We start from the raw sequence: 17,824 nt of genomic DNA, 5'->3' as shown, positions 1-17,824 counted from the left end.
TATGAAGGATATGAAGAAAGTATTTGTTTTTTTAGGTCAGGGAAGTCAATACAAAGAGATGGGATACGACCTATATAAAAATAATCATGTTTTTAGAAGAAGTATAGAAGAAAGTGATATAATAATTCAAAAGTATTTAAATAGATCTTTAATTGAAGAACTGTATACCAATGATGAAAAATATTTTGATGATTTATTGATTACTCACCCTGCAATTGTAGCAGTAGAAATAGCGATGTATGATGTGTTAAAAAGCTTAGGAATATTTCCAGATTATGTTATTGGGAATAGCTTGGGAGAATTTGCGGCAGGTGTTGTTGGAGGGATATGGAATTCAAGCACAGCTATTGAGGCTTCTATAGTTCAGGCAAAATGTATTGAAAAAAAAGGTTTAATTGGGGGTGGAGGTATGATTGCTGTGATTGACCAGGAACAAATTATTGATAAGCATTCTTTTTTAAATTATAATCTTTATTTAGCTTCAAACAATTTTGAAGGACACTATACTGTTTCGGGGCTAAATAAAGATTTAGAAGATTATCAATATTTTCTAAAAGATCAAGGGGTTCATTTTATCCGTATTCCCGTTGAGGTTCCTTTTCACAGTCCTCTTATGGATGATAGTATGCTTGATTTTAAAAAGTATTTAACTACTTTAGAAGGAATGAATCAACATCCAAATAAAAAATTTATTTCTGGGCTAAATTGTACACAATTAGATATTATTCCAAATGATTATTTTGCTCAGATAGCATCCAAATATATAAATTTTTCAAAAGCTGTTGAATATATAGAAAGTAAAGGCTCTTTTATGTATATAGATCTTGGTCCTTCTGGTACTGGATCAACTTTTGTGAAATATAATTTAACAACGACATCCCAAGGGTCAAACACATTTTCTATTATGAGTGCGTTTAAAAATGAAAATGAAAGGTTGTCAGAATTAAAAAAAATATTGAAACCAGCTGATTTACAATCACACTAAAATAAAATTCAGGTATCGTTTTATTTATATCATTATTCTTTTAGAATTCTAATAAAGACTCATTGGGAATTCAGTGACGAATTTATATTGTGTTAATATTCACTAATTTATATTTGAAAATGTATTGAGTCTCAAAATATTCATCTATGATTTATAAAGAAAAAATTTTGTTAAGTAGGAATGAGGGAGATTTTAAAATTGGATTCTGCATTCTAAAAAAAAATCTGCCAGATATTCTTAATTATATTGATTTACTTCATGAAGAAGAAATTGCGTATTATTCTACATTAAAATTTGATAAAAGGAAAACAAGTTATTTGCAGGGAAGAATTGCTGCAAAGCATGCGATTTCAGAACTAGTCCAAGATAACCAGACTCTTAATTCAATTTCTATAAAATTTGGCGTTTTTCAATTTCCTGTTGTTAAAAACCTAGCTAATAAAAATATTCAAATTAGTATAAGCCATAGCGATGAATATGGGATTGCCTGTGCTTTTCCAGAAGAACATCCTATTGGTATTGATATCCAAAAAATTAATAATGATTTAGACATAATGGCAAATTATGTTTTTGAAAAAGAATCTCAACAAATAGCTTCGTGTTCATTAGAAAAAAAGATAGGGAATACTCTTATTTGGGCATCGAAAGAGAGTCTTTCCAAAATTCTTAAGACTGGTTTAACTCTTGATTTTAAAATTATGGAAATCAATTCAATATTTAAAAAAGAAGGTTGTTATGTCTGCCATTTTAAAAATTTCACACAATATAAATCTATATCAAAATCTATAGATGGGTATGTTTGTTCCGTAGTTCTTCCTAGAAGAACTTCTAGTGTTTTAATTATGAGTTTATTTGAAAATATAGAGAAGCATATTGGGTGTGTAAAATAATTTGAAGGGCTTTCTTAAAATGATGGGTATTGTTAATGATTTTATAATACAGAAAATATTGATTAAAAAGTGTTTTGATTGTATTATGTTTTGCCACATAAATATAAGTAAGCCTTTTTTATCTTAAGTACTCTGGATAACTTCAATTAATTATTACATTTGTAATAATCAATTTAATTGGATAAATAAACCTAAACATATAATTATGTACGATATTATAAAATCATTACACTCTTATTGGGCGTATTTAGTACTTCTAGTTTTAATAATTGCTACTGTAAATGCGATAATAAAAACTGTTGGAGATAAAGAATATGAAGCTAACGATTTTAGGAAATCGTTATTTGCTTTAATTGTATCACATATTCAATTACTAATAGGTTTAGTTTTATATTTTGTATCACCAAGGTTCGATTTATGGAGTGAGTTAGGAGGAGGTGTTATGGGAAATTCATTAGCACGTTTATATCTTGTAGAACATCCATTTATTAATATTATAGCAGTAGCTTTAATTACAATAGGCTATTCAAAACATAAAAAGAAATTAACATCTAAAGGGAAATTAAAAACAATTGCAATTTTCTATACGATAGCACTATTATTATTTTTATCTAGAATACCTTGGAGTACTTGGATTGGATAAACCGATATTAATACTGTAAATAAATATACTATTAGGCCTGTCAAGTTTTCAAAACTAGACAGGTCTTTTTCTTTCCCTAATAAAACTGATTTTTAATTAAAATAAGAAAGTTTAGTATTCTACTTAGGAGAAGCATTTTAAGGAATAGAAGAGATTTCCTTAATAACATAAAGATATACGGGGAAATGGTCACTAAATCCATTACTAAAGCCTCCATCAGACCAACTTCTGTAAGGGTAGCCCTTATAAGTCCCTTTTTTATGTATTAAGTATTGTTTGTTAAAAATACCAGCTTTGTAAAAGCGAAAAGAAGAAAAATCCTTGTCAAGTAAAGGTTTAGTTATTAATATTTGGTCAAATAAGCTCCAAGAATCTCTATAAGCAGTAGTTCCTAAACCATTTTTAAAATAATTTTCATAAGGATTATAAATACCTTTTAAACCAACTTTTGTTCTGTTTTTTTCAGCATTTAAAACGGTTTTTACACTAGCGTTAGTAGGGTTATCATTTAAATCACCCATAATAAAAATTTTAGCATAGGGATTCTTTGTTTGAAGAGAGTCCGTTAAATACTTGTTCAATTTAGCAGCAGCAATACGTTTAGACCTACTTCTGGCTTCTCCGCCTCGCCTTGAAGGCCAATGATTAACAATAATATGTATAGGATCATTTTCTAAATTACCACTTACTAATAATTGATTTCTAGTATAAATACGTTCTTTGGTTTTATCATTATAAATTTTTAATTCATGACTGCTTGTAGATGTGGGTGTGAATAGTTTTTTTTGATAGAGTAATGCTACATCAATACCACGAACATCTGGAGAATCGTAATGAATAATGCCATAATCTTTATTTACTAACGAAGGTGTATTCACAAGATCCTCGAGAACAGTTCTATTTTCAATTTCTGAAACCCCAATAAGTACAGGTGTATTGTTAGTAGTATCATAACCAATATCTGAAATCACTCGAGCCATATTATAAACTTTCTTTTTATAAGCTTCACTTTTATTAGCGTTCAGCTTCATAATTGGGCTAAATTCATCAAGTTTTATGGGGTTATTTATGGTATCAAATAAGTTTTCTAAGTTGTAAAATGCTATGGTATGAATTCTAAACTTTTTCTCTTGAGCTTTTGTTGTTATAGATAAGCTTAAAAATAAAATTGAAACCCCGTATTTTAAATAATTCATTTTAAATGAAATATATTTTCGTTAAGTGTGTTTATAGTTATCGTTAATCGTAATATAAAGCCTATATCTTTAATAGGTGTTTATTACGCATGATTAATAATTTAAATACAAGTATGAAGAACGTATTGTTATTTTTTTTATTGGGGCTATTTTCAGTTTTTACAATCTATTCTCAACAAACAATAGTAAAAGGAAGTGTTAAAAATGTAGTTTCTTTTGAACCTATTGAAAATGTTATAGTCCGCATAGAAGGGACAAGTCTATCTTCTTTAACCAATACTTTAGGCGAGTTTGTGTTTAGTAAAAATGTGCCTTTAGGAGAACAAATACTTCAAATTTATAAAGAAGGGTATGCAGAAAAGCGTTATCCTATAACAGTAAATAAAGGAGAAACAGTAAACATTACCGATATGACTTTAGATAAAGATCTTTCAGGTAATGATGATTTATTTACTATCACATTATCTGATGATGAACTTAACGATGATACCAGTGGTGCCGATAATATTTCAGGTTTATTGGCATCATCCTTAGATATATTCCAAAGAACAGCAGCTTTTGAGTTTAGTTCCTCCTTTTTTAAAATAAAAGGTTTGGACTCTAATAATGGCTCAGTCTTAATCAATGGTATAGAAATGAATAAATTCTATAACGGAAGACCGCAGTGGAGTAATTGGGGAGGTATAAATGATGTCTTAAGAAATCAAGAATTAGCGTTAGGGTTATCCTCTTCAAATTATAATTTCGGAGGTATTTTAGGGACAACAAATATAAATGTTAGAGCATCTCAAGCAAGATCTGGAGGGCGGGTAACCTATTCGTCATCAAATAGGAGTTATACAAATCGATTAATGGCAACGTATGCTTCGGGGTTACTAAAAAATAATTGGGCCTATACAATTTCGGTTGGCAGGCGTTGGGGTAATGAAGGGTATCAAGAAGCAACGTCATATAAATCTAACTCATTTTTTGCTTCCGTAGAAAAGAAAATTAACGATAAACATAGTTTGAATTTTACAGGAATTTATACACCAAACCGAAGAGGTAAATCGTCACCCAATACGCAAGAAGTATATAATTTAAAAGGAATAAAGTATAATGAATATTGGGGCAGACAAGATGGTGAAAAACGAAATTCTAGAATTAAAGAAGTCAATGAGCCCATAATAATGCTAAACCATTATTGGGAAATAAATACTAAAACCATTTTAAATACAAATGCAGGTTACCAGTTTGGTACATTAGGAAATAGTCGTTTAGATTATAATGGAACCGATTTAATTACAGGTTTTCCACAAGGCGGAGGTGCAAACCCAAGCCCAACATATTATCAAAAACTACCCAGTTATTTTGAAAGAAATTTTCCAGAAGATTTGCAATTTGCTTATGGCGCTTTAAAGGATTTTGAGAATAATGGTCAAATAGATTGGGAAGCAATGTATTTTGCAAATATAAATAATACTCAAAATGGAGGAAATGCCATTTATGCTTTATATGAAGATAGAGTAGACGATACACAATTAACATTAAACACCATTTTAAACGCAGAAATAAATGATAACGTTATACTTAATGCAGCAGTTAATTATAAAGCTTTAAAATCTGAAAATTTTGCAGAAGTTTTAGACCTTTTAGGAGGATTAAGTTATTTAGATATAGATGGTTTTGCTACAAATATAAATGAGGCGCAAAACGATTTGTTAAACCCTAATAGAATAGTTGATGTAGGTGATAAATTTAAATATCATTATAATGTTCATGCAAATGAATTAAGTGCATATACCCAAGCTCAGTTTACTTATAATAAAGTAGACTTTTATATTTCAGGAAGCATAAAACAGACACAATACCAAAGAGAAGGTATTTATCAAAACGGAGGTTTTCCAGATAGCTCTTTAGGTAAGGGAGCAAAGCTAACTTTTATGGGAGTGGGAGGAAAAGGAGGTTTAACTTATAAATTAACAGGTAAACATGTTTTTGATGTCAATACCAGTTACAGATTCAAAGCACCATCATTACAAAATACCTATTCAAATTCTAGAGAGAATCATAATATTGTACCAGATATTTCAGAAGAAAAAATACTAGTGGTTGATGCTAATTATATATTTCGTTCACCCATAGTTAAAGCAAAACTAACAGGATATTATACTAAAATTGCTGATGCTAGCGAAATATCGTTCTTTTTTGCTGATGGTATTGGTGGTGATAATACCGCATTTGTACAAGAGATTTTACAGGGTATAGAAAAGAAACACATAGGAGTAGAATTTGGTGTAGAAACCCAATTAACTCCAGCAATTAAGATTAAAGGTGTCGCCGCTATTGGGCAATTTACTTATAATAACAACCCTAATTTATTTCTTTCTACAGAACCAGATAATGAATCTCTAGAAGCGGGGTTTATAGATGGTTTTAAAGATTTTGGACAATCAAAATTAGAAAACTATAAATTGGCTGCTGGTCCACAGAATGCCTATTCGATAGGATTAGAATATAGAGATCCAGATTTTTGGTGGTTTGGGGCAACAGTTAATTTTTTCTCGAATACTTATATAGATGTGAGCCCACTAACTCGATCATCAAACTTCAATACAGATTTTGATGGTAATACATTTAACGATTATGATGAAACTTTAGCAAGAGAACTATTAAAACAAGAGCGATTTGATGACTATATGGTAGTTAACCTAGTAGGAGGGAAATCATGGAAAATAGCAGGCTATTATGTTAGCTTTTTTGCAAGTATAAATAATCTTTTAGATGAAATTTATAAATCAGGAGGTTTCGAGCAAGGTAGAAATGCTAATTATAGAGAATTACGAGACGATAAAGCTTTAGGTATTCCAGTTTTTGGACCAAAATACTGGTATGGTCGAGGTACAACTTACTTCTTAAACTTAAACCTTAGATTTTAAATGGTAAACGAATTTATTATGAAAAAAAAGAGAAAAACCACAATATTGTTAAAGCTTATAACAATCTTCCTTTTTGTGTCCTGTGTGGAAGATGACACTTATAGTACGCCAGATATTTCAATAGGGGAGTCTAATATTCCAAAAGAGAATATAACAACATTTAAAGCTATTAAATCTAGATTCGAACAAGCTTTAAATAACCGAAATACCACAGTGGTTATTGATGAAGAAACAGATTTATATATAGTGGGTTACGTGGTTTCATCAGACAAGTCAGGTAATTTTTTTGAAAAATTAATTATTCAGAATAAAACAGATGATAGTAACCCAGATAACGATCCCAGATTAGGGTTTAAATTAGATGTTAATGTAAGTAATTTATCAGACACCTATCAATTTGGACAAAAGGTATATGTAAAGATGAATGGTTTAACAGTAGGAGAAACTAAAGGAGTAATAACTATAGGAAAAGGAGATGCAGTAAATATAGAGCAAATTCAGGCTGCCGATTATAAAGATATTATAATTAGGAGTAATGAAATAGCAACAATAACACCTAAAATTATTGGACTAGCAGATTTGACAGAACAAGATGAAAATACGCTAATTCAACTTAACAATATGCAATTAAACAGATTCGAATTAGGAGCAACATTTGCAAGTGAGTCTATCGATAAGTTTGATGGACTTCGGTTATTAGAAAATTGTGATTCTGGTATTTCTATGATTATGCAAACCAGTACGTTTTCAGATTTTAAATCTTTAGTAGTTCCTCAAGGTCAAGGCACTATTACAGGTATATTTGGTAGAGACTTTAGAGATGACTTTAATGTGTTAATTATTAATAATTCCGAAGCTATTAATTTTGATAAAGATAAACGATGCGATCCTTTAGAATTAAATTGTGGATTAGCATCAACAGTTGGTTTTGGTAACTTATTTATGGAAGATTTTGAATCTCAAAAAAACAACAAATTAATAGCAGGAAATGGTTGGACTAATTATATAGAAACAGGTTCAGAAGGCTGGGAGGCCTACTCATCTTCATCAACAAATGCATCCCTTGGTAGATCTGCAAGAATAAAAACAGCAAGTTCTGGAGACGATAGTAATATTGTATGGTTAATCACTCCAGAAATCAATCTAGATACACAAAAAGGAGAAACACTACGTTTTAAAACATCTAATAGTCTTGCAGATAGTAGTTATTTAGAAGTACTCTACTCTTTAGATTGGGATGGCACAGAAGTAAAAATTACCTCTGCGACTTGGGGTGTTTTGTCTTCAGCATATATTGTAAAGGATACCGATTCTTTTGTCCCGTGGTTCAATTCTGGAAGTATCGATTTATCCTGTGCTAGTGGAACTATGCATATTGCCTTTAAATATACGGGTAGCGGACAAGAAACCTTTGATGGAGTTTATGAATTGGATGACATAAGCATAGATTATATACAGTAATTCTTAAATTTTATAGAAAAGTTGTTAAGAATAGAATAAATTAGCAAAATGACCATATTCGATATCCTCTTTTTCCATTTTTTTCATCACTATAAAGCCGAAAAAAATAAAAAAGCTAATAGTATAGCAACATTTTATATTACTTTTTTACAAAGTAGTCTATTGTTACTTTTAGGCGTTTTTTTTGCAGTTTTTTTTAGAAATATGCACATGAATACCATGTCTGCAGGTAAAGCTTGGACTTTATTTATTTTGATTGTTATTTTTATCTATTTCAAAAACTGGATGCAATATGGAGGTAGAAAACGAAAAGTGCTAAATGCTAAAATGATAAAAAAGAGAAAGTTAACCTATAATATTCGGTTACTTTGGCTATTACCAATAGCAATTATAGGTTTAACTTATATTATAGTGCAAGCAATTTAATTGCTTAATAAAATGTTATATCTTTTACAGAGTTCCTTTTATTTTTTAAAAATGGCATATACAGGAAAATGATCACTATAGCCTCCTTTATAGCGTTTTCCAACATAAGTTCTATAAGGAGAACCTTTGTATTTACCTTCAAAAAGTTTTAAAAAATCTTCATCAAAAATATCAGCTTTATAATATTCAAACTGATTAGATGTTCTTTTAAAAAAATTAGTAGAAAAAAGAATTTGGTCAAATAAATTCCACTGTCGGTTATGCTTTGTCGTACCTCTATCAAAAGAGCGTAAGGTTTCCATGGGGTTAAACAAGTCGTGGCCTTCAACAATACGTTTAATACTATTACTATGGGGATCGTCATTAAAATCACCAATAACAATAATTTTAGCATCCGTATTTTTGTTACGTAAAGTACTAATAACTTCTCCAACCTTGTCCGACGATAATATGCGCTTATGTTCCGTTTCTTTTTCTCCTTCACGTCTAGAAGACCAATGGTTAACTATAACATGAACAAGTTCGCCATCAAGTCTTCCCGAAACCAATAGAATATCTCTAGTATAATCTGGAGTTCCATTATCTTTAGTTAAAACAATAGTAAATGTTTCAGAAGAGTCAACCTCAAAAACAGTTGTATCGTAAAGGAGAGCCACATCAATACCTCGCTCATCTAAAGAATCGTAATGAACATAGCCATAGTTATAAGTTTCTAAATGAGTCGAATTTATAAGGTCTTCAATAACTTTAGCATTTTCAATTTCAGCTAAACCTATAAGAGCAGGATGTTTACCAGTTTCTTTTCGTCCTATGTTAGATATTGCAAAACCTAGTTTTCTAAGTTTATTTTGATAACGTTTGAGTGTCCATTTTTTTACAGATGTAGGTAAGAAGTCATCATCATTAGTATGTTTATCATCAACAACATCAAATAAATTTTCTATATTATAAAAAGCAACAGTTTGCATATCGTTGCGTATAGGAATATCTTCAAGGGTATCTATCATAAATCAAAAATAGGTTTAAAAATATAAAAATTAAAATGGTTACAATTATGTAACTTTGCACTTTAATTATATTTATGTTAGAAAAGAAAGACATAGCTTTAGAAAGAGCAGTTTTAATAGGAGTTATAACTAAAGATCAGAATGAAGAAAAATCTAAAGAATATTTAGATGAATTGGAATTTTTAACATTCACAGCTGGAGGATACGCCATAAAACGATTTACCCAGAAAATGGATATGCCAAACCCTAAAACCTTTATAGGTACAGGGAAAATGGAAGACGTACGCCAATATATAGAAGCAAACGATATTGGAACCGCTATTTTTGATGATGAGTTATCTTCGGCCCAAGAACGTAACATAAGTAAAATTCTTAATGTTAAAGTTTTAGACCGAACAAATTTAATTTTAGATATTTTTGCACAACGTGCGCAAACAAGCTATGCTAGAACACAAGTAGAACTAGCGCAATGCGAATACCTATTACCACGATTAAGAGGTATGTGGACACACCTTGAACGACAAAAAGGAGGTATTGGTATGCGTGGACCTGGTGAAACAGAAATTGAAACCGATAGACGTATAGTACGTGATAAAATAGCCTTGTTAAAAGCACGTATTAAAGCCATTGATAAGCAAATGGCAGTACAACGTGGAAACCGTGGTAAAATGGTTCGTGTAGCCCTTGTAGGGTATACTAACGTAGGGAAGTCTACTTTAATGAATGTAATTAGTAAAAGTGAGGTTTTTGCCGAAAACAAACTATTTGCAACCTTAGACACAACGGTTAGAAAAGTAGTGATACAAAATTTGCCATTTTTATTAAGTGATACCGTTGGTTTTATAAGAAAACTACCCACTCAATTAGTAGATAGTTTTAAAAGTACGCTAGATGAGGTTCGAGAAGCAGATTTGTTATTACACATAGTAGATATATCTCATCCTAATTTTGAAGAGCACATAGACTCTGTAAATAAAATTCTTGGAGAAATAAAAAGTAGTGATAAGCCTATTATTATGGTATTCAATAAAATTGATGCGTATCAAGCAGAACCTTTTGATGACACAGATTTAATTGCCGAAAGAACAGGACTGCATTACAGTTTAGATGAGTGGAAAAGTACTTGGATGAATAAAGTAGGGAATAATGCGCTATTTATTTCTGCAATAAATAAGCAGAATCTAGAAGATTTTAAAAAACGTGTTTACGATGAGGTAAGAGAGGTACATGTTACACGTTTTCCTTATAATCACTTTTTGTATCCAGATTATAATTACGACGAGATGGAGTAATAATTTTAGTATAATACTATGGGCGTTACCTAAAGGTCGGGCTATTCATTACAATCTTTTTGCTCGTAGCTCACAAAAAGGATTTTCATTGCTATCCCTAACGCATAAAAAATGCGCTTCTTATTTTTAAGAAGCGCATTTTTTATAATAACCTTTTAAGGTCTTTATAACTTATAGTAGTTATTAGAATTTATAGCTTAAACCAATTGACCAATAAGTTTGTAAATCATTATCAACATTATCAAAAGTAGGAGCCTCTGTAGTTAATTGATCTGCAGGAGATAAATTTTCAAAAGCAGTAGTAGCAAAATTAAGAGCTTCTTGTTTGTTACTTCTTAAACCAAAATCGAAACCAACACCAATCATTTTCCATAAAGTATAACTAAAAGAGTTAGTCCATGTAAAATTAGATAAGTTTTCAGACTCATAACTTTGGAAAGCAGATAGGTTAGTTTTAAAGTTAACAGCACCAATTTGTCTCGTATAATCGGCAACAATTTTTGCACCTAAAGAAGATTCGAAAATAGTATCCTCATCACTAAATACAAAGTTGTAGTTTAAAGGATGTACAACAACTATTAAATTTTTAATAGGTGTCCACGTAGCACCAACACCAACATCTAAATATCCTGGATCGTTAAAATTATCTAATAAGGTAGTTCTGTATTCTGCTAAAGTAGAAATGGCTAATGTTTTAGTAATATTTCTACCATATAAAGAAGAGATATTAAAAACATCTGTAGTAGGGTTGAAATCGTCATCGTCATTAGGGTTATCTCTATCATCTAATTTCACCCAGTTTAAATTTGTAGTTAAGGCATTTCTCCAAAAGAATTTATCTTCAATTAAATTGGCAAACCCATTAACTGTAAACCCAATATTACCAGAATTATTATTTGGAGTTCCTTGAGAATACCAATTATTAAAACCAGATATACTACCACCTATAGTACCAAAAGCACCAATACGCCATCCTGGCAATGCATCAATTTTAGCTTGTATAGCATTAGCTTGGGCTTGAGCAGCATCTGCTTCAGCTTGTTTTTCTGCTTTTTGAGTTTTCAATTCTTCTTTAGTTTGTGCATTTACCGAAATTATACCGATAAATAATGCCAATAGTAGTAAAGTTTTTTTCATTTTGTAATTGTTAAATACTCGCAAATATAAATTAATTTTAAATTCGTTAAAAAGGCCACCTTAGTTAAAGTGACCATTTATGAGACCCTTTTTTTTAATTAGGTCACTATAAAACTTAAAAAATTATTTGTTTTTATAAAGGGGAACGGCAGAACATGCCTCACCATACATGATAGACTTTGCAATAGGTCTTAATTTTGTTGCAAGCATCGTGTAAGCATTTTGTGGAACAGGTTTATTCGAACAGCCTTTAATAATAATAGGTTTGTTATTAAAGGAGCTAATATCTAGATTATTAATAATGTCTTGATAGATTGATGTCTCTAAATCCTCTAGATTACCAATAATTGTTTTTTTTGCGAAAGGTTCTAATTGAATACTCAAAAGTATATTTGCCCATCCAGGAATAATAGCATCTGTGCTACAGGTTAACGCAACATAGCAACCTTGATATTGAGACCAATTAAATTTTAATACATGATTTCTAAAATCCTTTTCGCGTAACACAAAGCCTTCAAAAAGCCAGTCCTTAATATCAAAAAGCACACGTTTGCCATCAGGATAATAATCCTCAAGATTTAAAGTCACTAATTTGCTATTCGCTACGCGATTTATAATTTCCTCTTTCAAGTATATATTGTTAAGTTATCTATTTTATGGGTTCACTAATAGTTATTCTAAATTAAAGCATACCTAATTCTAATTTAGCTTCTTCACTCATAAGCTCTTGAGTCCAAGGTGGGTCGAAAGTAATTTCAACTTCAGCACTTTTTACATCATTCAAAGATTTTACTTTTTCTTCAACCTCAAGAGGTAATGTTTCAGCTACTGGACAGTTTGGAGTGGTAAGCGTCATTAAGATTTTTACATCATAATCTTCATTTACAAATACATCATATATTAATCCTAGTTCGTAGATATCTACAGGGATTTCAGGATCGTAGATGGTTTTTAGTACGTTTACTATTTTTTCGCCCAATGCGTTTGTGTCTATTGTTGTGTCGCTCATTTTTAATATCTATTGTGTTTATTTATTTAATTGTTAAAAAACAATTAAACACAAAACGATTAAACTTATTTTAGTTGTGTTTGGTATGCTATAGCATACATTTTTAACTGTTTTACCATACTTACTAAACCATTAGCACGTGTTGGCGATAAATGCTCTTTTAAGCCAATTTCATCTATAAAATTGGTATTGGCATCAATAATGTCTTTAGGGTGCTGATTTGAAAATGTACGAATTAAAATGGCAATAATACCTTTTGTAATTATAGCATCACTATCTGCAGTAAATGCTATTTTATCGTCATTCATTTCGGCATGTACCCATACTTTACTCTGGCAACCTTTTATAATGTTGCTATCTGTTTTGTATTGGTCGTCAATTAAGGGTAATTCTTTCCCCAAATCGATCATATATTGATAACGTTCCTCCCAATCTTCAAACATTGAGAATTCGTCTATTATTTCGTTTTGTATATCTTCAATACTCACTGTTACAAATTTTACGCAAAAATACAACAATACCAGTTATCATTTTAATTTACTTAAATAATACCATTCTTTCTTTGAAACTTCTCATTGAAATCATCTTGGCTTTTTGTTTTTAACCGAAAATGAGATGAAATTTGGCTAGATGAGGCTCTTTTTGAAGCTCACAGCAGAGCTACGAATAAAAAAAGTAACGAAATATGGGCAATTTGCAGCCATTTTTTTAGGAAATAGAAAAAGTCAAGATGAATTCATTATTAACTATTAATTATAAAAGTAAAATGAGAAGAAACATTTTTTTTCTACCACCATTTTTTTACAATGAATTAATGGTGTCTAAGGTATAGGAAGTAACCATTCATTATTTTTATAAATGGACATGATTTCATTAACTAAGTTTGTAATATCTTTATGTGGATTACCATGATCAAAGCTCGGAGTCTCATATACAGTGCCATTACATGTAATTTTTAATCTAGCTATGGCAGCACCATCAAAAAAACGTTTTTTAGAAGGCGCTTCTAGATTGGGTATGTTTTTAATATCAAGGTCTTTAAATATCTTCATTAGCTTGTTCCAACTTGCTTGATTACATTCTTTAGAGATGGGTTTAACATCTCTTTTGTTGACTAAGGAGATACGCTTTTTAGTAATGCTTATATGCTTAAAAGAGCCTCTTGAATTTGCCGTATACTCTATTGATACGGCATTTTGATCTATTTTAGTTTTAGAGCATGTATTATTTACTAAAAGTAGAGATAACAGTATTAGTATTAATTTCATAATGGCTTAAAATTGTATTTTTATATTTGGGAGGCCAATAATACAAAAAAAAGAAGCCAAAATATTACATCAACATCATTTTTGCTTTTTTAACACCTGTTACTAAAGTATCAATTTCATCTTTAGTATTATAAAAGGCAAAGGAAGCTCTTATAGTTCCTGGTATACCGTAAAAATCCATAATGGGTTGCGCACAATGATGGCCTGTACGAACAGCAATACCCATTTTATCTAGAATAGTGCCTACATCGTAAGGGTGAATACCATCTAAATTAAATGAAATGACTGAAGTTTTATGTTTTGAAGTTCCATAAATTCTCAAACCTTCAATCTCTAAAAGTTTTTGAGTAGCGTACTCTAACAATTCATTTTCATATTTAGCAATGTTTTCAAATCCAATGCTATTCATGTAATCTATAGCAGCTCCAAAAGCTACTCCTCCACATATGTTTGGTGTTCCTGCTTCAAATTTATGTGGTAAATCGGCATAAGTCGTTTTTTTAAAAGTAACTTCTGCTATCATTTCACCTCCACCTTGGTAGGGAGGTAGTTTTTTTAACCAAGCTTCTTTTCCATAAAGCATACCTTGACCTGTTGGACCACACATTTTATGAGCAGAGGTGACATAAAAATCAACATCTAAGGCTTGAAGGTCTGGTTTTATATGCGGACAAGATTGTGCCCCATCAATTAAAACAGCTGCACCTACTTGATGCGCTTTTTCAATAATATATTCAATAGGATTGATGGTACCTAATGCGTTCGAGATATGATTTACAAATATTAGCTTTGTGTTTGTAGATAATAAGTTGTCATAATCGTACATGATTAATTCACCCTCCTTATTCATTGGGATTACTTTTAGTGATGCTCCCGTACGCTCACAAAGCATTTGCCATGGCACAATGTTACTATGGTGTTCTAATGCAGAAACGATAATATCATCTCCTTTTTTTAATATAGAAGAAAACCCATTTGCGATTAAATTAATCCCGTGGGTAGTGCCTGACGTGAATATAATTTCGTGCGAAAATTTAGCATTAAAATGGGCTTGCACTTTTAGACGAGCCTCTTCGTATTTATCTGTAGCTTCTTGACTTAGCCTATGTACACCACGATGAATATTAGCGTTGTAGTTTGAATAATAATCTACAATAACATCTATAACCTGTTGTGGTGTTTGCGATGTTGCTGCATTATCAAAATAGACTAATGGTTTGCCATTTACTTCACGTTGAAGAATAGGAAAGTCATTGCGTATATTTTTATAATCTAACATAGTTGTTTGGTTTAGCCCAGATTGAGGCATTTGTTGGAGCTCCTCGTAGAGAGCGACTGCCAAAAGCTGGATATAGCTTCAAAAAATATTATAGATCAAAACCTATATTAACGCCTAATTTATTAGCAATAATTTTAGTGATACGTTGTTTGATTTCTGGGATTTTTACAGAACTTAATACGTTATTACTAAAAGCATACATTAAAAGTGCTTTCGCTTCTTTTTCTGGTATACCACGTGAACGCATATAAAACATAGCGCTTTCATCTAATTGACCTATAGTACAACCGTGAGAACATTTTACATCATCTGCAAAAATTTCTAATTGAGGTTTTGTATTTATAGTTGCCTTATCGCTAATTAGTATATTGTTATTGGCTTGAAATGCATTGGTTTTTTGCGCCTCTTTTTCAACAATAATTTTTCCATTAAAAACACCTGTTGCATTTTCACCAAAGATGCCTTTGTAATCTTGATGACTTTCACAATTTGGTTCTATATGGTGAACTAAAGTATTATGATCTACATGTTGTTTGTTCCCAATAATTGTTACGCCTTTTAAGATAGAGTCAATGCGTTCTCCTTCTTGATAAAAATTTAGGTTATTACGGGTTAGCTTACCACCAAAAGTAAAAGTATGTACAGAGGCAATACTTTCTTGCTTTTGCTTGATAAAGGTATTGTCTACAAGTGAGGCGTTTAAATTATCGTTTTGTACTTTGTAATAATCTACAATAGCTCGCTTTTTTGTGAAAATTTCGGTAACACTATTTGTTAACACAGGGTTATCTGTTAAACTTTGATGGCGCTCTATAATTTGTACATGTGAATTTTCTTCAACAACAATTAAATTACGTGGTTGTAATAATATAGCAGATTCGTTTCCTGTAGAAAAGTGTATAATTTGAATAGGTTTTTCTACAACCTTATTTTTAGGAATATGTATATACGCTCCTTCATTTGAAAATGCAGTGTTTAAAGAAGGTAAACTATCTTTTGTAGCCGCTTTATTAAAATAGTTTTCAATAATTAAACGGTATTTAGGCTTTGTTAATGCAGAAGACATTAAACAAACATCTATACCTTCGTGTGTTGTTTGAGATAGGTGAGATGAATATTTACCATCTATAAATACTATTTTATAAGTATCAATATCATGAATAAAATATTTTTTTATATCACTATAATCTAATGCGTTTTCTTGTTTTGGGAATACGCTATAATCTTCCTTTAATACTTTGTTTAAAGAGGTATATTTCCAAGCTTCTTCCTTTTTTGTAGGGAAGCCTTTTTCTTCAAATGTTTTTATAGCATCGTTTCTAACTTCATGCAAATAGTTATCTGCATCAGATTTATCTTCAAATACTAAAAAGGATGATAATAATTTTTCTTTTAAATCCATTTTTTTCAGTTTTCAGTTACTATTTCAGTATATATTTATACTAAGTAGGTAGCTGTTTACTAATTTTTTAAACTTTTTAGTGTTCAATTATGTTTGAGCAAATTACTAATAGGGTTGAACACTACAAACTATTTTTTAAGCGTCTACTTCTTCTTTAATCCAGTCGTATCCTTTTTCTTCAAGCTCATGTGCTAGTTCTTTACCACCAGACTTTACAATACGACCATTGTATAAAACGTGTACAAAATCTGGAACGATATAATCTAATAAACGTTGGTAGTGTGTTATTACTACAACAGCGTTGTCTTCATTTTTTAGTTTGTTAACACCATTAGCTACAATACGTAGAGCATCGATATCAAGACCTGAATCTGTTTCATCAAGAATAGCTAATTTTGGATCTAACATAGCCATTTGAAAAATCTCATTACGTTTTTTTTCTCCTCCCGAAAATCCTTCGTTTAAAGAACGTGATAAAAACTTTCTGTCTATTTCTAATAAATCTGCTTTATCGCGAATTAGTTTTAACATGTCTTTTGCAGGCATATCTTCTAATCCTTTTGCTTTACGTGTTTCGTTAATAGCTGTTTTAATGAAATTAGTTACAGATACACCAGGGATTTCTACTGGGTACTGGAATGATAAGAATACACCTTTATGTGCGCGTTCTTCAGCAGCTAATTCATCAATATTTTCACCATTAAAAGAGATGTTTCCTTTAGTTACTTCATATTCTTCTTTTCCAGAAATAACAGAAGCTAGTGTACTTTTACCAGAACCATTAGGTCCCATAATAGCATGCACTTCGCCTGCTTTTACCTCTAAGTTTATACCTCTTAAAATACTTTTGTCTTCAACACTTGCGTGTAAATTATCGATCTTTAACATACTATTTGTTTAAAATCCTGCAC

The 17,824-nt window shown here is 30.8% G+C and carries 17 protein-coding genes; 7 read left to right on the top strand and 10 right to left on the bottom strand.

Translation table 11 applies throughout. From position 1 onward, the window contains the following. The first annotated feature begins 10 nt into the window (after positions 1–10). From A8C32_RS02045 to A8C32_RS02035, 3 genes are all read left to right on the top strand, one after another. Positions 11–985, top strand: a complete 975-nt coding sequence (locus A8C32_RS02045; protein WP_069828783.1) for an acyltransferase domain-containing protein — start codon at positions 11–13, stop codon at positions 983–985. Positions 986–1,131: 146 nt separating this feature from the next. Further along, positions 1,132–1,875, top strand: coding sequence for a 4'-phosphopantetheinyl transferase family protein (locus tag A8C32_RS02040; protein ID WP_069828782.1), 744 nt, complete (start codon positions 1,132–1,134; stop codon positions 1,873–1,875). Between the two features lie 205 nt (positions 1,876–2,080). After that, positions 2,081–2,518: a hypothetical protein gene (locus tag A8C32_RS02035; RefSeq protein ID WP_069828781.1), complete on the top strand. Its 438-nt coding sequence runs from the start codon at positions 2,081–2,083 to the stop codon at positions 2,516–2,518. 137 nt (positions 2,519–2,655) lie between these two features. Here A8C32_RS02035 and A8C32_RS02030 read toward each other — a convergent pair whose 3' ends face one another. Further along, positions 2,656–3,714, bottom strand: a complete 1,059-nt coding sequence (locus tag A8C32_RS02030) for an endonuclease/exonuclease/phosphatase family protein (RefSeq protein WP_069828780.1) — start codon at positions 3,712–3,714, stop codon at positions 2,656–2,658. Positions 3,715–3,827: 113 nt separating this feature from the next. On the opposite strand from A8C32_RS02030, the gene A8C32_RS02025 reads away from it, so the two are divergent. The 3 genes from A8C32_RS02025 to A8C32_RS02015 are packed head-to-tail and all read left to right on the top strand — an operon-like array spanning position 3,828 to position 8,519. After that, positions 3,828–6,632 (top strand): carboxypeptidase regulatory-like domain-containing protein, encoded by a 2,805-nt coding sequence (locus A8C32_RS02025; protein WP_069829158.1) that lies wholly within the window; start codon positions 3,828–3,830, stop codon positions 6,630–6,632. A gap of 18 nt (positions 6,633–6,650) precedes the next feature. Further along, a complete protein-coding gene (locus A8C32_RS02020) occupies positions 6,651–8,093 on the top strand; it encodes a DUF5689 domain-containing protein (RefSeq protein WP_069829157.1) in 1,443 nt (480 codons plus the stop codon). A 48-nt stretch (positions 8,094–8,141) separates the two neighbouring features. Then, entirely contained in the window at positions 8,142–8,519 is a 378-nt protein-coding gene (locus tag A8C32_RS02015; RefSeq protein ID WP_069828779.1) for a hypothetical protein, read from the top strand. A 38-nt stretch (positions 8,520–8,557) separates the two neighbouring features. Here A8C32_RS02015 and A8C32_RS02010 read toward each other — a convergent pair whose 3' ends face one another. Beyond that, positions 8,558–9,526 (bottom strand): endonuclease/exonuclease/phosphatase family protein, encoded by a 969-nt coding sequence (locus tag A8C32_RS02010; protein ID WP_069828778.1) that lies wholly within the window; start codon positions 9,524–9,526, stop codon positions 8,558–8,560. Between the two features lie 74 nt (positions 9,527–9,600). Here A8C32_RS02010 and hflX point away from each other — a divergent pair, with 74 nt between their 5' ends. Beyond that, the gene (gene hflX / locus A8C32_RS02005) at positions 9,601–10,818 is read left to right on the top strand and encodes a GTPase HflX (RefSeq protein ID WP_069828777.1); all 1,218 of its coding nucleotides are present in this window, start codon (positions 9,601–9,603) and stop codon (positions 10,816–10,818) included. Between the two features lie 183 nt (positions 10,819–11,001). Here the strand turns inward: hflX and A8C32_RS02000 are convergent, their stop codons facing one another. The 8 genes from A8C32_RS02000 to sufC form a co-directional block, all read right to left on the bottom strand. After that, complete coding sequence (locus tag A8C32_RS02000; RefSeq protein ID WP_069828776.1) at positions 11,002–11,955, bottom strand: DUF3078 domain-containing protein; 954 nt, start codon at positions 11,953–11,955, stop codon at positions 11,002–11,004. Between the two features lie 123 nt (positions 11,956–12,078). Further along, the gene (locus tag A8C32_RS01995) at positions 12,079–12,585 is read right to left on the bottom strand and encodes a DUF2480 family protein (RefSeq protein ID WP_069828775.1); all 507 of its coding nucleotides are present in this window, start codon (positions 12,583–12,585) and stop codon (positions 12,079–12,081) included. 52 nt (positions 12,586–12,637) lie between these two features. After that, complete coding sequence (locus tag A8C32_RS01990) at positions 12,638–12,964, bottom strand: SUF system Fe-S cluster assembly protein (protein ID WP_069828774.1); 327 nt, start codon at positions 12,962–12,964, stop codon at positions 12,638–12,640. Between the two features lie 65 nt (positions 12,965–13,029). Continuing rightward, positions 13,030–13,452 (bottom strand): SufE family protein, encoded by a 423-nt coding sequence (locus A8C32_RS01985; RefSeq protein WP_069828773.1) that lies wholly within the window; start codon positions 13,450–13,452, stop codon positions 13,030–13,032. A 333-nt stretch (positions 13,453–13,785) separates the two neighbouring features. Next, positions 13,786–14,232, bottom strand: a complete 447-nt coding sequence (locus tag A8C32_RS01980; RefSeq protein WP_069828772.1) for a hypothetical protein — start codon at positions 14,230–14,232, stop codon at positions 13,786–13,788. Between the two features lie 64 nt (positions 14,233–14,296). Beyond that, positions 14,297–15,511, bottom strand: a complete 1,215-nt coding sequence (locus A8C32_RS01975; RefSeq protein ID WP_069829156.1) for an aminotransferase class V-fold PLP-dependent enzyme — start codon at positions 15,509–15,511, stop codon at positions 14,297–14,299. 88 nt (positions 15,512–15,599) lie between these two features. Beyond that, positions 15,600–16,913 (bottom strand): Fe-S cluster assembly protein SufD, encoded by a 1,314-nt coding sequence (sufD, locus tag A8C32_RS01970; protein ID WP_069828771.1) that lies wholly within the window; start codon positions 16,911–16,913, stop codon positions 15,600–15,602. Between the two features lie 135 nt (positions 16,914–17,048). Continuing rightward, positions 17,049–17,801 carry a Fe-S cluster assembly ATPase SufC gene (sufC, locus tag A8C32_RS01965; protein ID WP_069828770.1) on the bottom strand — a complete coding sequence of 251 codons (753 nt, stop codon included), beginning with the start codon at positions 17,799–17,801 and terminating at the stop codon, positions 17,049–17,051. Positions 17,802–17,824 lie beyond the last annotated feature (23 nt).

Origin of the sequence: Flavivirga aquatica (assembly GCF_001747085.1) — a bacterium.
Classification (GTDB): domain Bacteria; phylum Bacteroidota; class Bacteroidia; order Flavobacteriales; family Flavobacteriaceae; genus Algibacter_C; species Algibacter_C aquatica.
Note: the sequence above shows the minus strand (reverse complement) of the source record. Positions and strands in the feature narration are given on the sequence as shown.